The 22423-nt window shown below is 62.0% G+C and carries 24 protein-coding genes and 4 pseudogenes; 18 read left to right on the plus strand and 10 right to left on the minus strand.

From position 1 onward, the window contains the following. Positions 1-18 precede the first annotated feature (18 nt). Positions 19-576: a peptidylprolyl isomerase gene (locus BCR55_RS13395; protein ID WP_065494642.1), complete on the plus strand. Its 558-nt coding sequence runs from the start codon at positions 19-21 to the stop codon at positions 574-576. Here BCR55_RS13395 and BCR55_RS13400 read toward each other — a convergent pair. Together BCR55_RS13400 and mutS are read right to left on the minus strand one after the other, a co-directional pair. Further along, complete coding sequence (locus tag BCR55_RS13400) at positions 556-1818, minus strand: hypothetical protein (RefSeq protein ID WP_065494643.1); 1263 nt, start codon at positions 1816-1818, stop codon at positions 556-558. The genes BCR55_RS13395 and BCR55_RS13400 overlap by 21 nt on opposite strands. Then, entirely contained in the window at positions 1799-4486 is a 2688-nt protein-coding gene (gene mutS / locus BCR55_RS13405) for a DNA mismatch repair protein MutS (protein ID WP_065494644.1), read from the minus strand. The genes BCR55_RS13400 and mutS overlap by 20 nt, the downstream gene beginning before the upstream one ends. A 159-nt stretch (positions 4487-4645) precedes the next feature. Here mutS and BCR55_RS13410 point away from each other — a divergent pair, with 159 nt between their 5' ends. Next, the gene (locus BCR55_RS13410) at positions 4646-5920 is read left to right on the plus strand and encodes an integrase family protein (protein WP_065494645.1); all 1275 of its coding nucleotides are present in this window, start codon (positions 4646-4648) and stop codon (positions 5918-5920) included. Between the two features lie 110 nt (positions 5921-6030). Further along, entirely contained in the window at positions 6031-6357 is a 327-nt protein-coding gene (locus BCR55_RS13415; RefSeq protein ID WP_065494646.1) for a hypothetical protein, read from the plus strand. A 136-nt stretch (positions 6358-6493) separates the two neighbouring features. Here BCR55_RS13415 and BCR55_RS30780 read toward each other — a convergent pair whose 3' ends face one another. Genes BCR55_RS30780 through BCR55_RS13420 form a run of 3 tightly spaced genes read right to left on the minus strand, consistent with a single transcriptional unit; the run spans position 6494 to position 7635 of the window. Next, positions 6494-6748 carry an AlpA family phage regulatory protein gene (locus tag BCR55_RS30780; protein ID WP_346269210.1) on the minus strand — a complete coding sequence of 85 codons (255 nt, stop codon included), beginning with the start codon at positions 6746-6748 and terminating at the stop codon, positions 6494-6496. Positions 6749-6751: 3 nt separating this feature from the next. Beyond that, positions 6752-6988, minus strand: coding sequence for a hypothetical protein (locus tag BCR55_RS30785; RefSeq protein ID WP_139094031.1), 237 nt, complete (start codon positions 6986-6988; stop codon positions 6752-6754). Then, complete coding sequence (locus tag BCR55_RS13420; RefSeq protein WP_371493071.1) at positions 6985-7635, minus strand: hypothetical protein; 651 nt, start codon at positions 7633-7635, stop codon at positions 6985-6987. The genes BCR55_RS30785 and BCR55_RS13420 overlap by 4 nt, the downstream gene beginning before the upstream one ends. A 14-nt stretch (positions 7636-7649) precedes the next feature. Here BCR55_RS13420 and BCR55_RS13425 point away from each other — a divergent pair. The 5 genes and pseudogenes from BCR55_RS13425 to BCR55_RS13445 form a co-directional block, all read left to right on the plus strand. Beyond that, positions 7650-8009: pseudogene (locus BCR55_RS13425) on the plus strand (phage regulatory CII family protein); the annotation flags it as partial. A 1-nt stretch (position 8010) separates the two neighbouring features. After that, entirely contained in the window at positions 8011-8394 is a 384-nt protein-coding gene (locus tag BCR55_RS13430; RefSeq protein ID WP_065494647.1) for a hypothetical protein, read from the plus strand. A 344-nt stretch (positions 8395-8738) separates the two neighbouring features. Then, entirely contained in the window at positions 8739-11234 is a 2496-nt protein-coding gene (locus BCR55_RS13435) for a VapE domain-containing protein (RefSeq protein WP_006414288.1), read from the plus strand. A 215-nt stretch (positions 11235-11449) separates the two neighbouring features. After that, positions 11450-12037, plus strand: a complete 588-nt coding sequence (locus BCR55_RS13440; RefSeq protein WP_006414260.1) for a hypothetical protein — start codon at positions 11450-11452, stop codon at positions 12035-12037. A gap of 204 nt (positions 12038-12241) precedes the next feature. Next, positions 12242-12907 carry a hypothetical protein gene (locus BCR55_RS13445; RefSeq protein ID WP_060097137.1) on the plus strand — a complete coding sequence of 222 codons (666 nt, stop codon included), beginning with the start codon at positions 12242-12244 and terminating at the stop codon, positions 12905-12907. Between the two features lie 269 nt (positions 12908-13176). On the opposite strand, the gene BCR55_RS32425 is transcribed toward BCR55_RS13445, so the two are convergent. After that, positions 13177-13428: a hypothetical protein gene (locus BCR55_RS32425; protein WP_125902822.1), complete on the minus strand. Its 252-nt coding sequence runs from the start codon at positions 13426-13428 to the stop codon at positions 13177-13179. A gap of 369 nt (positions 13429-13797) precedes the next feature. On the opposite strand from BCR55_RS32425, the pseudogene BCR55_RS13455 reads away from it, so the two are divergent. From BCR55_RS13455 to BCR55_RS13475, 5 genes and pseudogenes are all read left to right on the plus strand, one after another. Then, positions 13798-14475, plus strand: a pseudogene (locus BCR55_RS13455) (phage late control D family protein); the annotation flags it as partial. A gap of 75 nt (positions 14476-14550) precedes the next feature. Beyond that, complete coding sequence (locus tag BCR55_RS13460; RefSeq protein ID WP_059783318.1) at positions 14551-14835, plus strand: phage holin family protein; 285 nt, start codon at positions 14551-14553, stop codon at positions 14833-14835. Between the two features lie 2 nt (positions 14836-14837). Then, a complete protein-coding gene (locus BCR55_RS13465; RefSeq protein WP_065494648.1) occupies positions 14838-15332 on the plus strand; it encodes a glycoside hydrolase family protein in 495 nt (164 codons plus the stop codon). Beyond that, complete coding sequence (locus BCR55_RS13470; protein ID WP_065494649.1) at positions 15329-15823, plus strand: DUF2514 family protein; 495 nt, start codon at positions 15329-15331, stop codon at positions 15821-15823. Before BCR55_RS13465 ends, BCR55_RS13470 begins: the two co-directional genes overlap by 4 nt. Positions 15824-15992: 169 nt before the next feature. Then, positions 15993-16780: pseudogene (locus BCR55_RS13475) on the plus strand (DNA adenine methylase). A 39-nt stretch (positions 16781-16819) separates the two neighbouring features. Here BCR55_RS13475 and BCR55_RS30790 read toward each other — a convergent pair. Next, a pseudogene (locus BCR55_RS30790) lies at positions 16820-17075 on the minus strand (LysR family transcriptional regulator); the annotation flags it as partial. An 80-nt stretch (positions 17076-17155) separates the two neighbouring features. Between BCR55_RS30790 and BCR55_RS13485 the strand changes: the two are divergent. From BCR55_RS13485 to BCR55_RS13490, 3 genes are all read left to right on the plus strand, one after another. Further along, positions 17156-17398 (plus strand): hypothetical protein, encoded by a 243-nt coding sequence (locus BCR55_RS13485; protein ID WP_006414243.1) that lies wholly within the window; start codon positions 17156-17158, stop codon positions 17396-17398. Between the two features lie 186 nt (positions 17399-17584). Then, positions 17585-17839 carry a hypothetical protein gene (locus BCR55_RS30795; protein WP_080594100.1) on the plus strand — a complete coding sequence of 85 codons (255 nt, stop codon included), beginning with the start codon at positions 17585-17587 and terminating at the stop codon, positions 17837-17839. 736 nt (positions 17840-18575) lie between these two features. Continuing rightward, entirely contained in the window at positions 18576-18893 is a 318-nt protein-coding gene (locus BCR55_RS13490; protein ID WP_065494964.1) for a hypothetical protein, read from the plus strand. Between the two features lie 21 nt (positions 18894-18914). Here the strand turns inward: BCR55_RS13490 and BCR55_RS33400 are convergent, their stop codons facing one another. Continuing rightward, a complete protein-coding gene (locus tag BCR55_RS33400; RefSeq protein ID WP_043281027.1) occupies positions 18915-19142 on the minus strand; it encodes a hypothetical protein in 228 nt (75 codons plus the stop codon). A gap of 201 nt (positions 19143-19343) precedes the next feature. Between BCR55_RS33400 and BCR55_RS30800 the strand changes: the two genes are divergently transcribed. Continuing rightward, on the plus strand, positions 19344-19628 hold the full coding sequence (locus BCR55_RS30800) for a hypothetical protein (protein WP_083211818.1): 285 nt from the start codon (positions 19344-19346) through the stop codon (positions 19626-19628). Between the two features lie 52 nt (positions 19629-19680). Here BCR55_RS30800 and BCR55_RS13500 read toward each other — a convergent pair whose 3' ends face one another. Beyond that, positions 19681-19920 (minus strand): hypothetical protein, encoded by a 240-nt coding sequence (locus BCR55_RS13500; protein ID WP_065494651.1) that lies wholly within the window; start codon positions 19918-19920, stop codon positions 19681-19683. A 392-nt stretch (positions 19921-20312) separates the two neighbouring features. Further along, positions 20313-20684, minus strand: a complete 372-nt coding sequence (locus BCR55_RS13505) for a response regulator (RefSeq protein WP_065494652.1) — start codon at positions 20682-20684, stop codon at positions 20313-20315. Between the two features lie 297 nt (positions 20685-20981). Between BCR55_RS13505 and BCR55_RS13510 the strand changes: the two genes are divergently transcribed. Continuing rightward, on the plus strand, positions 20982-21896 hold the full coding sequence (locus BCR55_RS13510; protein WP_065494653.1) for a LysR family transcriptional regulator: 915 nt from the start codon (positions 20982-20984) through the stop codon (positions 21894-21896). Positions 21897-22423: the final 527 nt, after the last annotated feature.

Consider the following 22423-nt stretch of genomic DNA (forward strand, 5'->3'; position numbering starts at 1 on the left):
TGTATTTGGGAGAATTGGATGAAAATCGCAAAAAACACTGTCGTGTCTATCGCTTACAAGCTGTCGGATGCGCAAGGCAATCTGATCGAGGAAAGCGACGAGCCGATGGTCTATCTGCACGGCGGCTATGATGGCACGTTCCCCAAGATCGAGGAACAGCTCGATGGCCAGGAGCCCGGCTACCAGACGCAGATCCAGCTCGAGCCGCAGGACGCGTTCGGCGACTACGATCCCGAACTCGTGAAGATCGAGCCGCGCGACCGTTTTCCCGAGCCGCTCGAAGTGGGCATGCAGTTCGAAGGCACGCCGGAAGACGGCGACGAGGAAGTCGACTCGCTGATCTACACGGTCACCGACATCGCCGAAGACAAGGTCGTGCTCGACGGCAACCATCCGCTCGCCGGCATGGCGCTGCATTTCGCGCTGACCGTGAAGGACGTGCGTGAAGCGACCGAGGAAGAGATCGAACACGAGCACGTGCACGGCGCGGAAGGGCTCGAGATCGTCGACGAGGACGAAGACGACGAAGACGATCGTCCGAACGACGCGTCGCCGTCAGGGCGCACGCTGCACTGAGCTCGCCGGTTCGCCTGGCGTCGCCTGCGGCGGCGCCGGCCATGATGCGCTGCCGGGCGCCGTGCCGTCGCCCTGCAGCGGCGGCGCGACCGACGACGAGTCCGGCAGCGCCGGCAACGCCGGGATCTCCGGCATTTGCGGCAACGGCACGTCGTCGTGCGGGACGAGCGGCAGCGAGGGCGGCACCGGCACATTCTTCGGCACCGTCTGCAAGCTCACGCCGAACGGCGTCTGCCGCGCCGGCGACACGCTCACCTTGACCCACTGATTCGCCGGCTGACGCGGGCCGATCGCGACGCGCGTGACATTTCCCACCGGTTCGCCATCGTCTGCGCGCAGCGGACGGTCGATCAGAAAGCCGTTCGCGAGCGGTTCCGCGCTCGCATGAATGACGAGGATCGGCCCGCGGAATGTCGCCGCTGCCTTGACCAACGTGCGTTTCAGCTCGCGGAATCCGTCGCGCACGCGCGGCCGGTTGAAGCGCAGCCACGCAAAGCGTTCCGCGCGTTCATAGCGATCGAACTGCGGATCGCCCTCGAAAATCACCACCATCGCGCGTGCATCGCGCCGCTTCGCGTATTCGGCCGCATGGTCGACCCAGAACGCGTTGGCGATCACGCGATCCTCGAATTCGCCGTTGCGGCCGCCGGCCGTCAGAAAGTGGTTGTTCGGCGCGGGCGCATTCAGCGCGACGTAGACGACGTCTCCTTGCATCCAGCGCGCGTTTTCGCGATACGGACGGAACCGCGCGACTTCGCTTTCGCGCGTGATCGGCAATGCGTTGCGATCGGGCAGCGCGGATTCGGCGAGCAGCGTCTGCCGCAGGAAGTCCAGTCGCTCGACCGGATCGTAATGCCCGCCCGTCGGTGTCCCGCAGGTTACCCAGTCGTCGTGGCCGGGGACGAATACGAGCGGCGCGCGCGACGCGTCGAGGATCGCACTGCGCTGCGTATAGATCGCGTCGCGACACGCTTCTTTTGGTCCCTTGAGGTTGCCCGCATAGACGACGAACGCGAGATTGCGTTCGCGTGCGATCGATTCGAGCATGCGCTGCGCGGCGGGCTCGTCGGCGGGCGTGCTCATGACGCCCGATACGACCGCGAACGAGTAGGGCGCGGACGCGCGCGCGGCCGGCGCGCCATGCGCGCGGGCCGGCGACAGCACGATTGCCGCTGCGGCGAGCGCAGCCATCGCGCACGCCGGCAGGCGCGACATCACGCGCTCACGCGCGTGCGTCGCCATCGTGGTCCCGCACGAGTGCGCGCAGCTGGTACAGCAGGTCGAGCGCTTCGCGCGGCTTCAGGTCGTCCGGATCGATCTCGCGCAGCTTCTCGAGCGCCGGATGCGGTGTGTCGGGGACGACGGGCGCATCCGCACACTCGAGATCGCCGGGCGCCGGCTGCGCGCTGAACAGATCGAGCTGCGGCGTTTGCTGTGCCGCCGACTGCTGTTCGAGGTGCGCCAGATGCTTGCGTGCCGCGCGGATCACCGGCGCCGGCACACCGGCGAGCTGCGCGACCTGCAGCCCGTAGCTCTGATTTGCCGGCCCTTCGTTGACCGCGTGCAGGAACACGATCCCGTGCCCGTGCTCGACGGCCGACAGATGCACGTTGGCCGCCTGCGGGAATTCGAGCGGCAGCTGCGTGAGTTCGAAGTAGTGCGTCGCGAACAGCGTATAGCAGCCGTTGTGTGCGAGCAGGTGGCGCGCAATCGCCCAGGCGAGTGCGAGACCGTCGAATGTCGACGTCCCGCGACCGATCTCGTCCATCAGCACGAGGCTCTGCGGCGTGGCGTCGTTGAGAATCGCGGCGGCCTCGGTCATCTCGACCATGAACGTCGAGCGGCCGCCTGCCAGATCGTCGGCGGCGCCGATGCGCGTGAAGATCCGGTCGATCGGGCCGAAGCGCGCCGACTTCGCCGGTACGTAGCTGCCGACGTAGGCCATCAGCGCGATCAGCGCCGTCTGCCGCATGAACGTCGACTTACCGCCCATGTTCGGGCCCGTGATCAGCAGCAGCTTGCGCTCGGCGCCGAACCGGCAGTCGTTCGCGATGAACTGCTCGACCTGCGCTTCGACGACCGGATGCCGGCCCTGTTCGATTTCGATGCCGACTTCGTCGGTGAACGTCGGCGCGACCCAGTCGAGCGCGCGTGCGCGCTCGGCGAACGCGGCGAGCAGATCCAGTTCCGCGAGCGCCGAGGCGACGCGCTGACATTCCGGAATGAACGGCAGCAGCGCCTGCAGCACCGAGTCGTACAGTGCGCGCTCACGCGATAGTGCGCGCTCCTGCGCGGACAGGGCCTTGTCCTCGAACGTCTTCAGTTCGGGCGTGATGTAGCGTTCCGCATTCTTCAGCGTCTGGCGGCGCCGGTAGTCGTCGGGCACCTTGTCGGTCTGGCCGCGCGTGACTTCGATATAGAAGCCGTGCACCTTGTTGTATTCGACGCGCAGGTTCGCAATGCCGGTGCGTGCGCGCTCGCGTGCTTCGAGATCGATCAGGAACTGCCCGCAGTTCTCGGAGATGTCGCGCAGCTCGTCGAGCTCGGCATCGTAGCCGCGTGCGATCACGCCGCCGTCGCGCACCATCGCGGCAGGCTCGGGTGCGATCGCGTTCGTCAGCAGGTCCAGGCATTCGGCGGGCGGGGCGAGCGCCGCGTCCAGGCGTGCGAGCGTATCGGCGTTCGCGACGATCGGCTTGATGCGCTCGCGCAGCGCCGGCAGTGCGGCGAACGTATCGCGCAGGCTCGACAGGTCGCGCGGACGCGCGGACAGCAGCGCGAGACGCCCGGTGATCCGTTCGACGTCGGCAATCTGGCGCAGCGCACTGCGCAGCGCGTCGAGACTGGCGTCCGCCGGCGCATCGAGCAGCGCGCCGATCGCCTGCTGGCGCGACTGCGCGGCGACGGACGCGCGCGGCGGATGATGCAGCCAGTGGCGCAGCAGGCGGCTGCCCATCGTCGTGCAGCAGGTATCGAGCAGCGAATAGAGCGTCGGCGACTCGGTGCCGCGCAGCGTTTCGGTCAGTTCGAGGTTGCGGCGCGTCGCGGGATCGAGGCCGATGTATTCGCTTTCGTTTTCGACTTTCAGGCTGCGCACGTGGCGCAGTTGCTGGCCTTGCGTCGCGGCCGCATACAGCAGCAGCGCGCCGGCCGCGCCGCACGCGCTCGTCAGCGAATGCGCACCGAATCCGTCGAGGCTCGCGACGTCCAGCTGCTCGCACAGACGCTGCGTACCCGAAGCAATATCGAAGTGCCATGTAGGCACGCGCTTGATCGCGCCTGCGCCGGCCGGAATCGCGTCGGTCGCGCCGTCGGCCGTCAGGATTTCGGCGGGCCGGATCCGCTCGAGCGCCGCGCCGAGCTGGTCCGGTTCGATTTCGGCGAGCCGCAGCGCGCCGCTCGCGAGGTTCAGCCACGCGAGGCCGATGTTGATCGCCACGCCGCGCTTGTTGTGCCCGGTGCACATCGCGAGCAGGTATACGTCGTTCTTGTCGGACAGCAGCGCCGCGTCCGTCAGCGTGCCCGGCGTGACGACACGCACGACCTTGCGTTCGACCGGGCCCTTCGACATCGCGGGATCGCCGATCTGCTCACAGATCGCGACCGACTCGCCCATCTTCACGAGTTTCGCCAGATATTGTTCGACCGCATGGTGCGGCACGCCGGCCATCTTGATCGGATTGCCCGCCGACGCGCCGCGCTGCGTGAGGGTCAGGTCGAGCAGGCGCGCGGCCTTCTCGGCGTCCTCGAAGAACAGCTCGTAGAAATCGCCCATCCGGTAGAAGACGAGCGTGTCGGGATGCTCGGCCTTGATGCGTAGGTACTGCTGCATCATCGGCGTATGATTGCTTATTGCGGCTTCCGTAAGCTGCTGTTTCACTTCCGTAATTTCCTGCACGTCCTTATCCATCAAGGCATTCCGTCCGTTTTGGGGTATCGGCTATCGAATTTCCCCATGTCGCGACATCTTGCGAAATTTCCGTTGTCGGCGTAGCTTTTTGCCTCTGTCACAACACGAGCCTACGCCGGGCTACCCCGGCGTATGGCGGAAACCTACGCTGAGGTATGAATGCGGTTTGACGCCCGTACGGCAAAGCAACTTTTGCCCGGTGCACACCTGAATATTGACGGATGTCCGGGTCTTCGGCTGCAGGCGACTGCGTCGCGCCGTAGCTGGATTTACCGTTACAAGTCGCCCGTCGATGGACGTATGCGACAAATCAAGATCGGCGAATGGCCCGCCCTGTCGATCGCCGCGGCGGCCGTTGAGTGGGAGCGCTTGAGGGACGAGCGCAACGCAGGCAACGATCCGGCGCTGAAGAAGCGGCAAGCAAACGGTTCTGTCGGCGTAATGGTACAGCAAGGGGATTCGCCGACCGTGCGCGAAATATGTGCGGCATATCTGAAAGGCCACATAGACGTAAATCGAGGCATCAAGGGAGCGACTGAGGTCGCCCGCATGTTTCGAACCATGATCGAAGACATCGCCGACTTGCCGGTTGCCGAGGTGACGCGCGAGCGTGCGTTCGCCAAAATCGACGCCTTTCGGCACATTCCGGTGCAAGCCTCGAAGCTCCGGCTCGAGCTGGGTGCGGCATGGGACTACGCGTTAGACGCCGGCAAGATTCCGGAGTCGACGCCGAACTGGTGGCGTCAAATTATGCGCGGTAGGCTGAGGAGCAACGGCAAGCGCATTCAGGGGCAGCCCGTCGGGACCGTAAAGCGGTTTCTGAATGAGGGTGAGGTTGGGGCGTTAATAAACTGGTTGCCGAACTTCAGCCGCAACGTTGAGGACGCTTTGACTCTTTACCTCTGGACCGGAACGCGCGGCGCAGAGATTGCTTCGATGGAGGGCGCGGAGATTAGCGAGGAGCCAGACGGCCTGTGGTGGACGATTCCCAAGGCAAAGACGAAGAACGCACGGCATGCGAACGCTACCGACCTGCGAGTGCCGTTGATCGGCCGAGCGGAAGCGATCGTGCGCCGCCGGCTCGCGCGTTATGGCAAGGGATGGCTATTTCCGGCGGAAAGGGGCGGACCGATGCAACAAAAGGTGTTTGGGCAGGCGGTTCATTTCCATATGCCCTACAGCGAAACGCGGCCGGAGCAGTCTCGGCCGCGGCTACCCGTTACGCATTGGGCACCTCACGACCTGCGTCGGACAGCGCGTACCATGCTGGCGGCGCTCGGCTGCCCATACGAGGTCGGTGAGGCGATCATCGGGCACATGCTGCCCGGAGTCGGCGGCGTTTACAATCGTCACAGGTATGACGCCGAGCGCCGGCAGTGGTTGACGAAGCTGGATGCGAAGCTTGAAGAGCTTGCTTGTAAAAGGTTGGACTAGATCCAACGGTCAGCGTCAGATCGGCTGGCTCAGGTCGGCCACAATCGGTCATTCGGCACTTGGGTTCAAATTGCCGACAATTGGGCGCGTCCGATCTAAAGAGAACTCATATGCCGGCTGATCGCGATTTCCATTCGACCTGGAGCAAGACCTCGGAGTATCTTCGCGAGGCGCGAGCTCACCTCTCCGAAACTGCGGACGGAGTGTGCGCAGATGAGATCGCCGATTTTGAGGAGTTCTTGAATCACAACGAGTTCGAACTGGCGCTGGACGCCATCGAAGCCGCTTTCAGGAAGGGAGACGATGCGAACTGGCGCGTGCTGGAGTATATGGCCATGGCAGCGCTGAGCATGGAGCTGGTAGATCGCCAAAGGACGTACGATCAATGGCTAACACAAGCGCGAGGATGGAATTACAGGACGGTTCTACCACGATAGGTTGCAAGACGAATGGCGGGTTTACGTCGAATTGATGGACCGCTCCGGTTCGATCACTGCCATTGGCGACGAGCGGTCGTATTGTCCGAGACCTAACCTGACGTTGATTGACCGGTGAGGTCTCGGCCTATACAACTTAGTCGGGCGCATGCGCGTTAGCCTTGCGTCGCCCAGTCCCACAGTTCGGCGGGGGCAGAAACTCCGAGGGCGTGCGAGCTTCGGCCCATTCTTCGATTTCCCGAGTAAGCCATCCAACGCGACGACCCGAGAGCGCCCGCGGCTTCGGAAACTGGTCTTGGCGAACCAGTTTATGAATGACGGCGGGCGAAAGCGAGATAGCTGCGGAGACCGATTCAATATCCAGATAGATCGGCTTCATTGCGACGGTCATGCGTTACTGCCCTCGCGCGACGTTGAGTTCCAGTGCGATCGACATCACGTCGAAACCGTCGCGGCGCGTATCCGCCAAGGCTTCGTTTTTCTGGATCGCTGTTTCGGGCGTCAGCCCATCGTTGTTCGACTGCAACGAAGTGCCGTTGAGGCTCGCCAGTGCGATAGGCGTGCGCTTTTTCGCGTGTTCCCGCTTTCGCGGCAGCGGAAGAGGGGTAGAAAGGGCCGGGCGCGAGGTCAATTGGCGACTCCTGTCGGAAACGGCCATGCGGTCGCAGGGTGCAGCCCGTGTTTCGCGGCGGCCGACGTCGTGGTGATTGGTCGAACGTCCAGCAAATCGGCGACGGGCATCAGCGCTGCGTGGACGGCTTCGATGGTTGCAGGTGAGAGCTTGCCGAATCCATCGTCGTGCAGGACCGCTTGCAGCGCCCGCAAAAGTTGCTTGGCCTGCCCGTCAGCGACTTGGCGCGGTGCGTTCGAGCGCGCGGCCGGTTTTGCTGCGGTTGACGCAGCTACACCCGCGTCGCGAGACGTAGAGGACGCAGGAGCCATGTCGAGGTGCTTCTTCGTCACGCGCGTCTTACCGGCCGCAGCAGCCTTTGCCACGCCTTTCTGGAGCCGGTCGAGAGCCTTGTCTGCCCCATGGTCGCGGATCTGTTCGATCGCCAACGTGCCCGAGACCGTCCCGTCGCGGACCATCTGGTGCAGTTCCGCTGGCGCACGTTCGAGCAGCGCGACGTCACGGACGGTTTGATCCGTGATGTTGAGCCGCTTGCAGATCGTCGCGATGGTCATGCCATGAACGTCACGCAATTCCGCGATAGCCGCAGCAAGGTCGAGCGGCGATGACCGCTTGCCTTCGTTGCTGACGATGCCGTCGATGATCATTTCGGCGCGATTGACTGTCGATGGAAATGTTCGAGTTGCTGATCGAGTGGATGCAGGAAAAGACCGAGGCCAAGGCGCACGCACTCGATGCGCTCCATGCACTGAACGCCCGTTTCGGATTGGTCGCAGAGCACGTGGACGAGCACGGTGCCGATGAGGCGCTGGAGCCGGGCGCAATGCGGCTGGTTTCGACGGCGCTGCATCTGCAGGCGCACGTCGGCCGCGTCGCAGACGACGTGACGCGCGCGCTCGAAGATCAGCGGATCGATGATCGCAAGGCCGAAGAGATCATCGCGACGGGCCGAAAGGGACAGCGCCTGTTCCAGCGCCTCATCCATGCCGCCCGCAACCTTGCGAAGCGCCGCCGCCGCTGACATGGAGCGATTCAAACCCGGCATGGGGTGCTGCCGTGTCGCGCGCGAGCAGGTCGAACTGTGCTGCAGCTACTCGCAGCAGCTCGCGTGCGCGACCGCAAGCCTTGCTCATCGCTTTGCCATTGCGCCTGACGACGCTGGCCGATTTCTTGGCGATCTGATGGCGACATTTCCCGATCGCGTCGCCGTGTTTCTTGCGGAGGCGGAGCGAGTCAGTCGCGTTGACGTGTTCATCGCGGCGGCGGCCCGTTTCTGCGGCGCACTTCCCACCAAGCCGGAACGTCACGCGTTCCGCGATCAGATCGTCGGCCAGCTTTGTGCGGCCGATCTTTCAGCATTCGATGAGCGCATGTCCGCTGAATGGCGTCGCCTACGTGGCAAATGATGAGTGTGCGAGTGAGGAGCCGACCGCTAACAGACCAACTATTTGGTCAATGTGTTCCACAGGAACAGAGTGCCTGCAGTGAGTGCGGCGGTAACGCCTTGTTTCACGGCCTCTGTTGTGCCGCTGCGGACGCTATCGACCAAGAAGTCGCCGAGCGCTGAGGCGCAGTTGCGGAGCCCGATGCAGCGGGGGAGCAAAGTGACTTTGCAGAGCGTCAGCAGCGGCCTGCGCCGCCGGCATTCAATGCCGCAACGCAAGACGATCGGGACCGATGTGTATAGCGCCGGCCGTAAGGCATGGCGCTCGACCCTCCATCAACGTGAACTGGAAAGGAGAATCGCTGAATGTCGTCGCTAGACCAGATCCGGGCGCAGCTCGCGGCAGCGGGGCATCCGGAATTGCCGGCTGGCCACCCGATCGCGGATGGCAAGCATCATCGCTATGGTCCGCGAAAAAAGTACTGGTACCAGCTGCGCGAGGTAATCAGCAAGGGCGCCGTGATCGGATACGCCGGCACTTACGGTCACTTCTCGGGTGACGATCCCGGTACGGAACGCTTCCGATGGGACGGTGCGCCTTTGAGCGGCGAGGTGCTGGCGGAAACGCGTCGACGTCAGGAAGCCGCCGAGCGCGCGCAGGCCGAGCGGGAGGCGCGGCAGGCGAAGCTCGCTGCCAATCGGGCGCGTGATCAGTGGGAGCGTGCGGCCGAGAGTGGTACGTCCGCATACCTCGAGCGCAAGCAGATCACGGCAGAAGGCGTTCGCTTCGATGATGACGGCACGATGCTGGTGCCGATGTACCAGTACGCCGATGGCGCGCGTCTCGTTGGTCTGCAGAAGATCACGCCGGACGGCGCGAAGCGGTTCAACAAAGGCATGCAAAAGAAGGGTGCAGCCTATCTGTTAGGCGACGTCGGTCCGGACGACAAGATGGTGTTGGTCGCCGAAGGCTACGCGACTGGCCGCTCAATCCGCATGGCGACGCGTGAAGCTTTCGCGCTGTCCGTATGCTTCGATGCTGGCGGCATTCTGCCCGCCGTGCAGCATCTGCGCGCGGCGTATCCGGACGTTCACATTCTCGTTTGCGCAGATGACGACTGGAAGGTCGAGCAGCGCATGCGCGAATGGCTCGCCGAAGAATTCGGGTTCGAGGGCATGTTGACGTTCGATGCGCCGCCTATTCGGATCGAAGCGAAGAACACGTGGTACATGATCGCCGCGCACAAGCGGGCTGACGAGAATGGCATCGAGTACGTCGAGGTGACGTATGGCAACGACGTCCTGCCGCAGCGTCGCAAACGGTTCGAGAACACGGGCCTGAAACGTGCGCATGAAGCGGCAGCGGCCGTCGACGGTGTCACCGTAGTCCATCCCGTGTTTGCGAATCGAGGCGAGCGTAAGCTGACCGACTTCAACGACCTGCACGTCGAGGAGGGCACCGGCGCCGTTGCTCGACAGATCCAGTCCGCGATCCTGTCCGTTCTCGCGCCAGCGAGCGATGAGATCCGGCCGGTCGTTATGGATGCGCCCGCAGCGCCTGCGTCGGCCGCGACGTCCGCTGCCGCCGAACAGAGCGAATGGGACGGTCGTGAAACGGAGAACGGCGCATATACGTGGGAGCGGGATCTTGCCCGCTCGGAAAAGGGCACGCTGCTGCCTACATTGGGGAACGTGCACCTCATTCTGTCGAACCACAAGGCATGGCAGGGCGTCATTGCGCACGACGACTTCGCGGGCCGCGTCGTAAAGCGTAAAGCGCCGCCGTTTCCGCAGGGGGCCACCGGCGAGTGGACGGACATGGACGACTACCGCTGCACGCTCTGGTTGTCGCAGAAATACGGCATATCGGTGCGACCGGACATCGTCATGAGCGCAGTGCTGTTGGTCGCCGATTCGACGCATTTCCATGACGTGCGCGAGTACCTGAATGGTCTCGTGTGGGATGGTGTGGAGCGCGTGCGTCAGATGCCCGCGACGTACCTCCACGTCGAGGATAGCGAGTACGTCCAGCTGGCGTTCATGAAATGGATGATCGCGGCCGTCGCGCGTGTCATGGAGCCGGGCTGCAAGGTCGACAACGTGCTGATCCTCGAAGGCCGGCAGGGTTGGCGCAAATCGACGGCCCTGAAGGTTCTCGCCGGCAAGCAGTGGTTCACCGATACGCCGATCCAGATCGGCAACAAAGACACGTACGCCGTCATGGCTGGCAAATGGATCATCGAGCTGGCTGAACTCGATTCGCTGAACAAGACCGACTCGTCGGCCGCAAAGAGCTTCTTCGCGACCGAAACGGACCGCTTCCGAAACTTCTACGGCAAGCGCGCGACGGACGTCCATCGTCAGTGTGTGTTCGCCGGCTCGGTCAACTTCGATGCGTACCTGAAGGATGAGTCGGGCAACCGGCGTTACTGGCCGCTGCGATGCGGCGGGCTGGTCGACATCGACGGGATCGCGCGTGTGCGCGATCAGCTGTGGGCTGAAGCCGTACACCTGTATCGCTCGGGCGTCGTATGGCACGTCACTGAGGCCGAGCGACCGCTGTTCGAAGTCGAGCAGGCCGAGCGCTACGAAGGTGACGTGTACGAGGATGTGATTGGCAAGCAGCTGGAGTTCGCGCATCGCACGACGATGGAGGAGATTCTGCGCGACGTGCTGAAGCTCGATTCGTCTAAGTGGACGTTGCCCGAGCAGCGACGCATCGGCAAGGCATTGAAGTCGCTCGGTTGGGTTCGCAAGCGCGAATCGACCGGGTCGCGTGGGTGGTTCTATGTGCGCGACGAGCACGAACCGGAGCGCATCCCTGAAACAGTGGCCGCAGGCGATGACGACAGTCCGCTTTGATGTTGTGGCGCGCGGAGTCGGTGTGTTCGGCGCGCTGCTGCGCCAGCCTTGGCGCGCTGTGGACGTCCCAATGTCCCGACGTCCCAAAGCCCGCTCCGTGCGCGCGTGTGTGCATGCGACGTGCGCGACGTAGGCGACGCATGTCGCGCGGGCGCGCGCCCCTGCAAGGCTTTTTCATTGGGACATTGGGACGTTAGGACGGTAAGGAGAAGAGAATGATCGATTTGATGGAGCGAGCGGGTGTCGCGATGAGCGTTCGTGGTCAGTTCACCGACCCGATTGCCGATCCGAAAGTTACTTTGGGCGCACTCGCCTTTGCGAACGATCTCGGTCGGCTGCTCGTTCGGATCAAGGCGGGGCAGGAGGTCAGGCGCGAGACCGTGCGTCGAGCAACGCTGCTGTTGGCGCAAATGATTCGCACGTCTGGCCGGTTCAAGCGCAACCGCTTCACCGGTTTGAATCGAGACGATCGTCGCGAGCAGCGCTCGGGACACGAGGTAGAGCGTGCGAGGGCCGACATCGTCGAGCGATTTGCGCTGCGGTTGCTCGATGAATGGGTCAATGATCAGTGCGTGCAGTGCGAGGGGCGCGGCGTGGTGCGCCGGGGCGGTCGGTATATCTGCCCCGATTGCTCCGGGTCAGGCAAGCGTCCGATCGATGAGGCGGCACGCGCGCACGCGCTCGGTATCCCGCTTGTCGACTACCGACGACACTGGACGCGTCGCTTTCACGACATGCTCGCGCTGCTCGATAGCGTGAATGGATCGGTGTACGACACAATGCGCCGGCAATTGCGAGAATGAAACGTCTTCCATTCCAAGAGCGGATCGCGTAAACTTCGCACATCCTTTACTGCAGCACTGGATGTTCGCTGGCACCGCGCGTTAGTCGTGCAAACCTCTCGGGACATAAGAATAGATAGTGGAGCCCGTTAGGTCGTGTGGGGGCGTTCGTCCCTACGAAATGAGTTCTGAAACCCTGAGTGCGCAAGCCCTCAGGGTTTTGTTTTGCTGGTCCTGTCTGCGCTATATTTGCATAATGGCAACAACGTGAGGCTGTTTATGGTGCAGGACGGCAGTGCAAGGCAACATCGGGAAAATCAGAGCGCGGAGGATGGTGGCAAGCGCGGCACGGCCCAATTGCTCGACGTCCTCGAGGCGAATCTGAATGACCTGTATGACAGGTGCAGGGATCCCCAGAATCACGATCTTCTTCCGAAGCTCGGCTTCTTTCTGCAAGTGTCGATGTTTCACTACGAGATGGCACGAGAACTTGTATCGCTCGAGGCCAGTCCGGGTTCCGGATTCGCGCAAGCTTTGGCGGTCAGAGGGATGATTCATAGGACCGTAGCGTTCGGGAAGCATCTGAGGAAGGCGTTGCTTCCGCAAATGTATGAGCTTGCTGCGCGCTTCGCTGCTGATCTGTCGCGACAGAAAATTAGAGACCTGAGGCGCCGATTCAAACCCGAGATTGCGCAGGTATTACGTTGGGAGAGGATCACAAACAAGGCGGCGGGTTACTACGACTCTGACATAACCTTGGTAGTGTCTCTCCTTGATGGACTGACCTACGAGCAGGTGGTTGAGACGGTGCAAGGCTTTATACGGTACACCGGTAACGTTTTGTCGCTGTTCTCGATAGCGCTTAACGAAGCTCCATCGAAATCGCCGTAACTTCAACGACTACTTCAAAGCCCTGAGCGCGCAAGCCCTCGGGGCTTTTTGCATTGGAGCGCAAGAATGGGAACAAGCCCGATAGATAGCTCGGCGGTCGCGATGGTTGGCGAGCAGGTCGCGGCGGCCGTCGAAGAGGCGGCGCAAAACGATCCGCGTTCGTGCGGCTTGTCGGATGCAGAGCCGGTCGACGCACTCAGGGCGTTGTCGGCGGCGCTGAGCGCGTCGGACGACTTCGGCAGGACCATATCGGCCGTCTTGGTCCGCCCTCACTTCGGCGTGAACGTTCTCGCCATTGCAATCGTCGACTGCACCTCATCTTTGTAGTGTTCGCGCCATTTCGGCCAAACAGGAAGATTGTCAGCCGTGTTCGATATCGCGTCCGCGAGGCTCGTTAGGAATTCGTCGGCATCCGGACGTTCCGCCGCAGTCGTTGCCAGCAATGCGGCAACGAGCGTTCGTAGAGCGAGGACGCGAGATTGCAGTTCGTCGAGCTTGTCGGCGGTTGCTTGATCTGACATGGCGTAGTGCTGGGTGGTTGGCGAGCCAGCATCATCGCATGGCGGTGCCGGGTCGCGCCGCACGGGCCAGCGACAGACTGGCCGATTTGGATGCGTTTTCGGCCCGGCTGCCTATTTTTTGAGCAAGCCGGGGACCCTGCAGGGAACCAGACATGCGGGGGCTCGCACCCGCGTTTTTTCTCTACTGGCGAGTCTCCCTAGGGGGTCATATTCATGCCGACTCAGCAGCAGATCGCCGAGCATCTTGATCTTGATCAGTCGGCCGTTTCACGGTTTGTCGACAAGGCTCGGCTCGATTACAAGACCGCGTCGATGGACGAGATCCGCGTCGCATATATCCGGCACCTGCGCGAAGTCGCTGCCGGCCGCGCGAGCGAGACCGGCATCGATCTCGTCGCAGAGCGCGCGATGACGGAGCGCGTCGACCGCGAGATCAAATTGCTGACGCTGGCCGAGAAGAAGGGGCAGTACGGCGCGACGGCGACGGTGAAGGCGGGCAAGCTGATCGTCGGGCCGATCGGCGGCGGCAAGAGCGCCAGCGGCAAGCCGTTGCCTGCCATCACCCTGACGCCGGACGATCTGACGGACTACGAGATCTCGTTTCCTGATCGTGCGAGCTTCGTTGCTGTACGGACGAAGGTGCACGACAAGAAAACGGGGAAGAAGATCGACCTGACGATCCCGAATCCCGACGCTCCGCCCGGCGCCGCCGCGGTGCACACCGAGCGCCACGCGTTCGCCAGCCCGGAGGCTGCGAAGGCTGGCGCGAAGTCGCGGCTCGAGAAGCTGAACAGGCACACCGCGCGCAGCGTACTGCGAATGAAGGGGCGCGCGGACATATCGGCCGAGAAGATCGTGAAGCTTTCCGGCTTCAAGCAAGAGGCGGATGGCGATTTTCTGGTCGATTCCGTCCGACACACGTACGCCGGCCGGGGGTGGGAGACGTCGGTGGAGCTGAACGCCGGCAACAAGGGCAAGGCGAAGGTCGGCCATCGCAAGAAGCCGACGAAGAAGATCGATTTGGTTGTGCCGGCGCCGCCGAAGTAACACGCGCGCAGGTCGATTTTCGGTAGCCGCCTCGAGGCAACTCGGGCGGCTTTTTCTTTTTATTGCGGGGGTGGAATGCAGGACCACGAGAAAACCATTCTGGAGCTGATCGTCATGGGCGGACTGATTGGTGTCGCGAAGGTGCTGGTCGGCAGCGAGCAGCTGACGTTCCGGCTGGTTGCTGGCAGGGCGGTATTGGGTTCGGCGACGTCGATGGTCGCCGGGCTGGCACTGTTGCAGATCCCGGATCTGCCGCCGATCGCGCTGCTCGGTCTCGGCAGCGCGCTCGGCATCATCGGGTCGCAGTACCTCGAGGTGCTGCTGCGTCGGAACGCGAAGCGACTGTTCGGGGAGAAGTGACGGTGGCGCGTATCTCTGTTACCGCTGCCGGCGGCCGGAATCGTGTCGCGTTCCTCGACATGATCGCCGTGAGCGAGATTGGCTCCGCGTTGCTGGCGAAGTCGGACGACGGCTACAACGTGCTCGTTGGTTCGACGCCGTCGCGCCCGCTGCTGTTTTCGGGCTACGCGGCGCATCCGAACGTGCTCAATCGGCAGATCCCGGTGCCGTCGACGGCCGCCGGCCGCTATCAGATTCTCACGCGCTGGTGGCGGATCTATCAGGCGCAGATGAGGTTGCCCGACTTCGGCCCGGTGTCGCAGGACCGATATGCGCTGCAGCAGCTGCGCGAGCACGGCGCATTGACGCTGATCGACGCCGGCCGGTTCCGCGAGGCCGTCGCGAAGGTCTCGAACGTATGGGCCAGTCTGCCGGGGGCCGGATACGGCCAGCATGAAAACAAGATCGAGCATTTGCTGGCCGCGTATCGCGCGGCCGGCGGGGAGGTGGCCGCATGACGTGGATCGACCCGCGCATCTGGCTGCTTGTCGTTGCCGGCGTCGTCGCCGGTGCGGCGTGCGGATATTTCAAGGGGCATCGTGATGCAGACCAGTCCGCGAAGGTCGCGGATCAGGCGCATCAGATCGAATCCCTGACGAACGAACGTAACGAGTTTCGCCGCCAGCTGGCGGCTCAACAGGAGATCGCAACCCATGCTGCGAAAGAACGTGATCAGGCACGCCTCGATGCTGCTGCTGCCGATGGCGCTGCTGACGGCCTGCGCAAGCAAGTCGCCGCGCTCGTCGCCGACGCTCGGCGTGCCGGCGCTGCGGCCGGAAGCCCGGCAACCGGCGGCGCCCTTGATCTGCTTGCCGACTTGTTCGGCCGGGCTGACGAAGCGGCGGGAGAGCTGGCGCGAATCGCTGACGAGCGCGGTATCGCCGGCCAGCAGTGCGAGCGCAGTTACGACGCGTTGACGGGCAACGCGCAATCCGACCAGCCGCGATAGAGCGGCGCTGAGGCCGAAGGGTCTCGAAAGAAACAGGGCGACCGAGGTGCGTGCGGCAACACGCGCCCCGGTCGCCTTTCCACTGAGCATGCCAGTGAATCGGCCAAGGCCCTGCTACCTACCGGTAGGCGGGCCGGATTCTACACCAAGTTTAAAAACGGCTTTCACAATGGCAAATCCGATTATTCCGTGGATCGGCGGCAAGCGTCGCCTTGCGGACCATCTCATCCCGCGCTTCCCGGCGCACGACTGTTACGTCGAGGTGTTCGCCGGCGGGGCAGCGCTGTGTTTCCTCCGGCCGCCAGCCAAAGTCGAGGTGATCAACGACATCAATGGTGAGCTGATCAACCTCTACCGCGTCGTCCAGCACCACCTCGAGGAATTCGTGCGGCAGTTCAAATGGGCGTTGACGAGCCGGCAGGTCTTCGAGTGGCTGAAGCAGACCGTTCCCGAAACGCTCACCGATATCCAGCGTGCCGCGCGGTTCTACTACCTGCAGAAAAGTTGCTTTGGAGCGAAGCTCGAAGGGCAGACGTTCGGCACGGCGACGACAACGCCGCCCGACCGGAATCTCCTGCGCATCGAGGGGAAACTGTCAGCGGCGCATCTGCGCCTTGCGAACGCGTTCATCGAGCGGCTGGATTGGGCTGCGTGCATCGATCGATACGACCGCCCACATACGCTGTTCTGCTTGGACCCGCCGTATTACGAGACGTAAGGGTATGGCGTGGCGTTTCCATTCGGCGGGTGCGAGCGGATGGCGCAACGCCTGCGGTCGATCAAAGGGGCGCGATCGTGAGCCTTAATGACCATCCCGATATTCGGCGAGTGTTCGACGGTTTTCACATCGAGACCGTGCCGATTCAATACACGGTCGGCGGCGGGAGGGGCCTCGAGCGAAACGAGCTGATCACTTTCAGTTGGGACGACGCAGTGCAGCTCGCAGAACTGTTCTAACCGATGATGCCGTCGCATGGCATCGCACCGGCATTGCGCTTACAAATTCGCGAACGTGGGAAGGAGGTCTTGATCTACGAGCCGAATCTCGATGCGATTCGCTGTCCCGATGTGTTCGGGCTTTTTTCATCGAGAAGGGAGCATCGGTGGTACTGACGATGATCGTGCCGGTCTGATCCTTGCTGGTCTCCGGAGCAGGAACAATCTCACGTGCCTCCGGAACCTGATGCTGCGAGATTACCTTCGGCAAGTAGATTATGCAGCCGACGCCCGGCTTGTCGTCGAAGACCTTCTTCGATGTGTGACTTCTCGCTTCCTGCAATCCAAGTCTCCGCGACGTGCTACGATTGATTACCGAATGATCGGGAGTAGGCAATGGACCTAGACGGATTCAAGCTGTATCGCAGCTATTTCTATCGCGTCTCTGCAAATTCCTGTCCGGCAGGAGAGTGGCGCGGCACGATTGATATTCGACGACGTCATTGGAACGGCACAACCGAAGCTGTGATTTCGAATATGGACGTGCCGGGCACGTTCATCTCCGAGGGCTTGTTCCTCGCTGCCTCTGACGCCTACTGTCACATGCTCATCGACGAGCAAAAGTTCGGGGATAAGTAGGCTCAATGCGCCCTCCAGAATTCAATTAGCGAGACTTGCTGATTTGCGTCCCAGCCATGGCCTCGCGCTGTGCCGCTGACGTACAAGTCGGTGATATCGCCGGCATCACGTGTACAATGAATCGACATCACCCTTCGCACAGCCCCGACAAGAGGCGCGTTGGTTCGTCAATAGACGGAGCGCATCATGTACCGGACAATCCCATATCGGGGTTTCGAGATTCATGTTGAACTGACGTCCTCGGCAGAGGACCTATACGACGTAAGTTTTCAGATAAAAGGTAGCCAGAACCTCGTCCTCATTGGCGAACGAGGTAGCCGTATCCGTTTGCGCAACGGCCCTTTTACCCGACGCTGGGCATACCTCATCGCGGAGGTGGCGGGGCAGGCAGCGATCGACGTGCTGCTTGGTCCGCCAAACGACGATAGCTCTGCTGCCTGATCTGCGACGCGTTCGCTCCGAACGGCCAGATCGCCGCTAGCGTGCACCTCTCTCTCGCCTCCGTCCAGAAGCGCTGCGGTAAAAGTTGCACTGGCTGCCCGAGTTTACCAGCGGCCCGAAAGGGATTGCTTGAAGTTCGCCTTGGCCACCTGTAGGGGACTGCGAGAGACTGTTGGCGGCCTCGATCCGACACTTGACTTGACCGGATGGATTGTCAGTTGCCAAAGGTCAAGCAGTGCGTGCTCGGAATTTGTTGGCGACAGTGATCGGCATGTTCAGCGCGCGGGCTGCAGTCGGCGTGGGCTTTATCTGGTCAACCATCCACGTCGAAAGCATCTCGGTTAACGCGGGCACGATGGCATATTGTGTGCTGTAGGGGCGGTGTGACGAGGCGCTTTGTCATCTGTTTGGTGGCGGTCGAAATAAGATCGACACCCGATCAGCGATGCGCGTATTATGGGTTCGTTCGAGCGCCCGTTTGCTGTTTTGACTGCTCGCCCTTCACCTACCGTCGTGTTGCGTCGCGCATTTCGTCGCTTGCTGTGCGCACAATCCGGGCGAAGTAAAGTTCGCGCACTCGAAGTGGACAAGCTTTTGGCCCGGCTTGAACGCATTCACGATTCGCGATTCGCGCTTCCGAAAACAGGAGCCTGCTCCTTCGCCCTCATTTTTCCGGGTGTACTTGCGCCGCAGGGAGCAGTCCAAGGGGGGCGCATCCGAACTTTGGAGCAACATCATGATTGACGCTAACCCAAGTAACACCTTTCGACACCTTCCACTCTCGCCCGAGCAAGACGCGGAAATCCGTCACTATATAACGAAGAAGGAGAAAAGGGGCGAGCCATGGGACACGTCAGAACTGAGGATGATGTTGAAAGACATGCTTTCCCCTCCGCCGAGCGACGAAGAGGGGCCAGAGTCTACCGTTGAAGAGACGAAACTGGCCTGTGAATATGCATTGTCGTCGATCGACGAAGCCATGGAATCTGTATCCGCAACTGAAGAACGGCTCGCAGCAATGGAAGCCGAAGAAATGAAGCACCCTAGGTGGTAGCGCATCCACGATGCTTGGAGTTTAGACCACAGGCGAGCAACCCTGAGCGGCCAGCCATCTCTCCGCCCATTGCGTCGCGTACGCAATCGCGTCATCGCGCCTATCGAAACCGGTCAGATCGCCACTGGCATGCACCTCTCTCTCACCTCCGTCCAGAAGCCTCATGGTAATCCTCGCATGTGCGATGTACTCTCCATCAGCCCTGCGGGGCGTCGGGTCGATTCGGAATTGTGTCGTATCGAAGAGCACTTGCTCCCCCTGTTTGGTTGTCGAGAGCGGGGCTGCCGTGTGGGTGCGGCGAGCAGAAGTGTCCGCCATTGAGAAGTGCCACGATCCGGCTAGCTTCACCATCGCGTCGTGGTCGCGCACCACTCGACGACTCAATAGCGGCAGCGGCCAAGAGGTCTGGTAGACCTCAGAGCGATAACAATGGACGAAACAGCTCTGCTCATGAAAGTTGATCACCTCTCGATACCCTATTACCTGATCCTCTGCCGTCGCTGGTCAACCTATGTGCTAAATGCGGACCGTATAGTTCTTCGCCGTGCAGCAAGTCCGCTGTTGCGTGCCTTTGCGCGAACTCACGGAGAATTTGCGAGTATTGACGGCACCGTATGGAACGCCTTCTCCGATGCCGAAGGGCTTTCAGTCGTCGAGCGACGGCAGACACGGTGCTATGCGCTGGTTAAGGGAACTGAAACCGAGCACCAATTGCGATTGCTGGCGACCCTCTGACGTCAATGTGCGGGCGGTCTTATCGGGTCCGACGGGACGGACAAGCCGAAATTCAGTGTGCCCAGTGCTGATTGCGCCGTTCAATCGCAGCCACGACAACATTGAGTACATGACGGGCAACACTCTCATTAGTCATGCCAGCATTGAGGTACTGACGAACCTTCATGATCTGTGATTGGTGAGAGCCATCGTCGTTATCCGTGACGAAAATATTGACCGTCGCGATATCACCCATCAAGACAACGTGGATGGTCTTACGACCCACGACCGCTTGCATACTTAAAGTAGCCATGGCCGCTTCCGATTTGTTCGATGGAGCTTCCAGTATGCCCGCCAACCGCAAGTGGAATTCGTCTATAAGCGCCGCCGTTGCAGTCGTTTCGTAGGCAATTCGTGCGCTGTGAGCATTTTTGACTTATGCGACTGCCAAGGGCGCGCCAGGGCCAGATCCGATCCCGGCGGCTCAGCGCTGCTGTACACGTCAAGACGCGGACTCGGAGTCCAATTTGTTGGCGTGGGATTCACGAGGATTTGCGGTCGTCGCTTGATGCATGCTCACGTGGCGAACAGTCGCTTTGGCGACTCTGGTTGTCGAGCGGGGTGCAGGGGGCCGCTCGGAGTTCGCCAGTCGCAGTGATCACCCGCGCCGCTGTCGGTCAGAAGCGGTCAGCACATGCAAACGGATCACCGCTGGCTGTCTCGTGAGAGGTTCAAAAGATCACCGATCACGCCGAGCAGGCGTGCGATGGGTACAGGCTTACTAAGCAGCGCATTCCAAAGGGGCTCTATTTGCGGACCGGGCGTCCCGGCCGTAAGCATCACAATTGGAATGTGTGCGGTGGCCGCATGTGGCTTAAGACGTCGGCATAAGGCGACGCCGTCGAGCACTGGCATCATCCAGTCCGTAACAATGAGATCTGGATGTTCTGCCGATGTGACGCTGACAGCAGCCTCTCCGTCAGACGCGACGAGGACACGATATCCCCTCGCTTCCAGCACTGTCCGCAGGAGTTCGAGAATGCGTGCATCGTCGTCAATCAGCAGAATCGTCTCCACGTCGCCTCCTGTCGAAAACCATAGGGGCGCAAGTCTCGAACCTGTCGGTCTGTCCCATCGACCCGAACCGCAGTTGTTCAATTTGCCTTATCTCGGAATGAGTCGTTCTGCCTTCAGCCGCTCGAAAAGATCGAAGAACGCGTCGGTCGTAGGGCTCGCCCGACAATGCCGCTGGCACCGACGATCAGTGCTCGGTGATTCATCGTGACTCCACGTTCGTTAGTGATACAAGCGTACTTCAGACCTGGATTCGCATCTTGGATAGTATTTCGGGGTTTAATGGAATTGGATTCAACAATGGCCAGCTTCCCGACCGAACATCTGAAGGGCATCGTTCCATTCGTGTGTGTCGCCGACGCGGGCGGTTTCACCGCTGCGGCCGAGCGGCTGAACCTCACGAATTCAGCGGTGAGCAAGAGTGTCGCCCGGCTCGAACGGCGGCTCGGCGTCGTGCTGTTCGAGCGGACGACGCGCAGGCTCGTGCTCACGGACGCGGGCCGTGCGTTCTATGAAACCTGCACGCGCATCCTGGCCGAGCTTGCCGAGGCGGAGGCCGTGCTCGCCGCGCAACAGCGCGAGCCGGTCGGCACCGTTCGCATCGCGTTGCCGGCCTCGTTCGGGCGTCTCTGCGTCGTGCCGGTGCTCGTGCGCTTTTCGGAGCAGTATCCGGACGTGCGGCCGCACCTGTTGTTCACGGACCGCTTCGTCGATCTGGCAGAAGAGGGCATCGATCTCGCCGTGCGGATCGGCGGGCCGCCGGGGCTGCCGCCGTCGCTCGGTCGGCGTTTTCTCGGGCGCGAACGACTGATCTTCTGCGCGGCGCCGGCCTATCTCGAGAAAAACGGCATACCGCAAACGGTCGACGACCTGCAGGAACATGCCTGCATCGTCTACGGACGGCCCGACGGAGCGCAGTCGCTGTGGTCATATGCCGCGGCCGACGGGCAGTTCGAGCAACGCGTCGTGCGGCCACGCATCGTCGCAGGCGACGCCGAGGCACAACTCGCATTCGTACGCGCGGGGCTCGGCGTCGCGCAGCTGGCGACATGGCTGGTACGGGACGATCTGAAGGCCGGCCGCCTCGTCGCTATCCTCGACGAAGCCGCAACGGACGGCTTGCCGCTCAGTCTGATATGGCCGGTCGCGCGGCAGTTGACGCCGAAGATCCATGTGCTGGTGCAGAAGCTTGAGGCCCATCTGCATACTGGATGAATAAGATCGTCCCATTTCTCACTCGAACCTCTAGCTCAATTGAGCGCGATCACCCCGGGCCGCAGCGCTGCTCCAGACCCACGCGGCGTCACGCCGGTTGTCGAGCCGACGGACCTTCTCGTTCGGTAACGGTCGATCCCCGAAAGAGTAGCGTAGGTCTGAGCGTAGGTTTGTGCTCCGGGCCTTATTGGGCAGGGTGAAGGTACTGCTGCATCATTGGCGTGTGGTTGGCGATGGCGTCGGGAGACAGCGTGGTCATAGGTCAGGCCGAAAGTTGCTTTGGTTGCCGAGTTTACCAGTGCGGTCGAATGTGGAGCCGAAGTTGGCCGATTGGCAGATGAGGGGGGCGTGCGGGAATCCTCGCGCGTTGGTGGCGGGTCTATCGAGTGTAGAGGCGGGTCTATCGAGTGTAGATGAAGCTGTTCGACTTCCCGGCCGATTTGGCAGAACGGACTTGCGCGGCGGCAGCTGCGCGAGCACGGCGCGTCGCCGCTGATTGACGCTGGCTCCCTCCCGTGTGGTCCCCG

It is taken from the genome of Burkholderia sp. CCA53, assembly GCF_001685525.1.
GTDB lineage: Bacteria > Pseudomonadota > Gammaproteobacteria > Burkholderiales > Burkholderiaceae > Burkholderia > Burkholderia multivorans.

What these genes read in the sequence shown, in the direction of transcription:
- BCR55_RS13395 (WP_065494642.1), top strand. Translation starts at nt 19, where the DNA reads ATGAAAATCGCAAAAAACACTGTCGTGTCTATCGCTTACAAGCTGTCG.
- BCR55_RS13400 (WP_065494643.1), bottom strand. Translation starts at nt 1,818, where the DNA reads ATGGCGACGCACGCGCGTGAGCGCGTGATGTCGCGCCTGCCGGCGTGC.
- mutS (WP_065494644.1), bottom strand. Translation starts at nt 4,486, where the DNA reads ATGGATAAGGACGTGCAGGAAATTACGGAAGTGAAACAGCAGCTTACG.
- BCR55_RS13410 (WP_065494645.1), top strand. Translation starts at nt 4,646, where the DNA reads ATGCGGTTTGACGCCCGTACGGCAAAGCAACTTTTGCCCGGTGCACAC.
- BCR55_RS13415 (WP_065494646.1), top strand. Translation starts at nt 6,031, where the DNA reads ATGCCGGCTGATCGCGATTTCCATTCGACCTGGAGCAAGACCTCGGAG.
- BCR55_RS30780 (WP_346269210.1), bottom strand. Translation starts at nt 6,748, where the DNA reads ATGACCGTCGCAATGAAGCCGATCTATCTGGATATTGAATCGGTCTCC.
- BCR55_RS13420 (WP_371493071.1), bottom strand. Translation starts at nt 7,635, where the DNA reads ATGATCATCGACGGCATCGTCAGCAACGAAGGCAAGCGGTCATCGCCG.
- BCR55_RS13430 (WP_065494647.1), top strand. Translation starts at nt 8,011, where the DNA reads ATGGAGCGATTCAAACCCGGCATGGGGTGCTGCCGTGTCGCGCGCGAG.
- BCR55_RS13435 (WP_006414288.1), top strand. Translation starts at nt 8,739, where the DNA reads ATGTCGTCGCTAGACCAGATCCGGGCGCAGCTCGCGGCAGCGGGGCAT.
- BCR55_RS13440 (WP_006414260.1), top strand. Translation starts at nt 11,450, where the DNA reads ATGATCGATTTGATGGAGCGAGCGGGTGTCGCGATGAGCGTTCGTGGT.
- BCR55_RS32425 (WP_125902822.1), bottom strand. Translation starts at nt 13,428, where the DNA reads ATGTCAGATCAAGCAACCGCCGACAAGCTCGACGAACTGCAATCTCGC.
- BCR55_RS13460 (WP_059783318.1), top strand. Translation starts at nt 14,551, where the DNA reads ATGCAGGACCACGAGAAAACCATTCTGGAGCTGATCGTCATGGGCGGA.
- BCR55_RS13470 (WP_065494649.1), top strand. Translation starts at nt 15,329, where the DNA reads ATGACGTGGATCGACCCGCGCATCTGGCTGCTTGTCGTTGCCGGCGTC.
- BCR55_RS13485 (WP_006414243.1), top strand. Translation starts at nt 17,156, where the DNA reads ATGGACCTAGACGGATTCAAGCTGTATCGCAGCTATTTCTATCGCGTC.
- BCR55_RS30795 (WP_080594100.1), top strand. Translation starts at nt 17,585, where the DNA reads ATGTACCGGACAATCCCATATCGGGGTTTCGAGATTCATGTTGAACTG.
- BCR55_RS13490 (WP_065494964.1), top strand. Translation starts at nt 18,576, where the DNA reads ATGATTGACGCTAACCCAAGTAACACCTTTCGACACCTTCCACTCTCG.
- BCR55_RS30800 (WP_083211818.1), top strand. Translation starts at nt 19,344, where the DNA reads ATGAAAGTTGATCACCTCTCGATACCCTATTACCTGATCCTCTGCCGT.
- BCR55_RS13500 (WP_065494651.1), bottom strand. Translation starts at nt 19,920, where the DNA reads ATGGCTACTTTAAGTATGCAAGCGGTCGTGGGTCGTAAGACCATCCAC.
- BCR55_RS13510 (WP_065494653.1), top strand. Translation starts at nt 20,982, where the DNA reads ATGGCCAGCTTCCCGACCGAACATCTGAAGGGCATCGTTCCATTCGTG.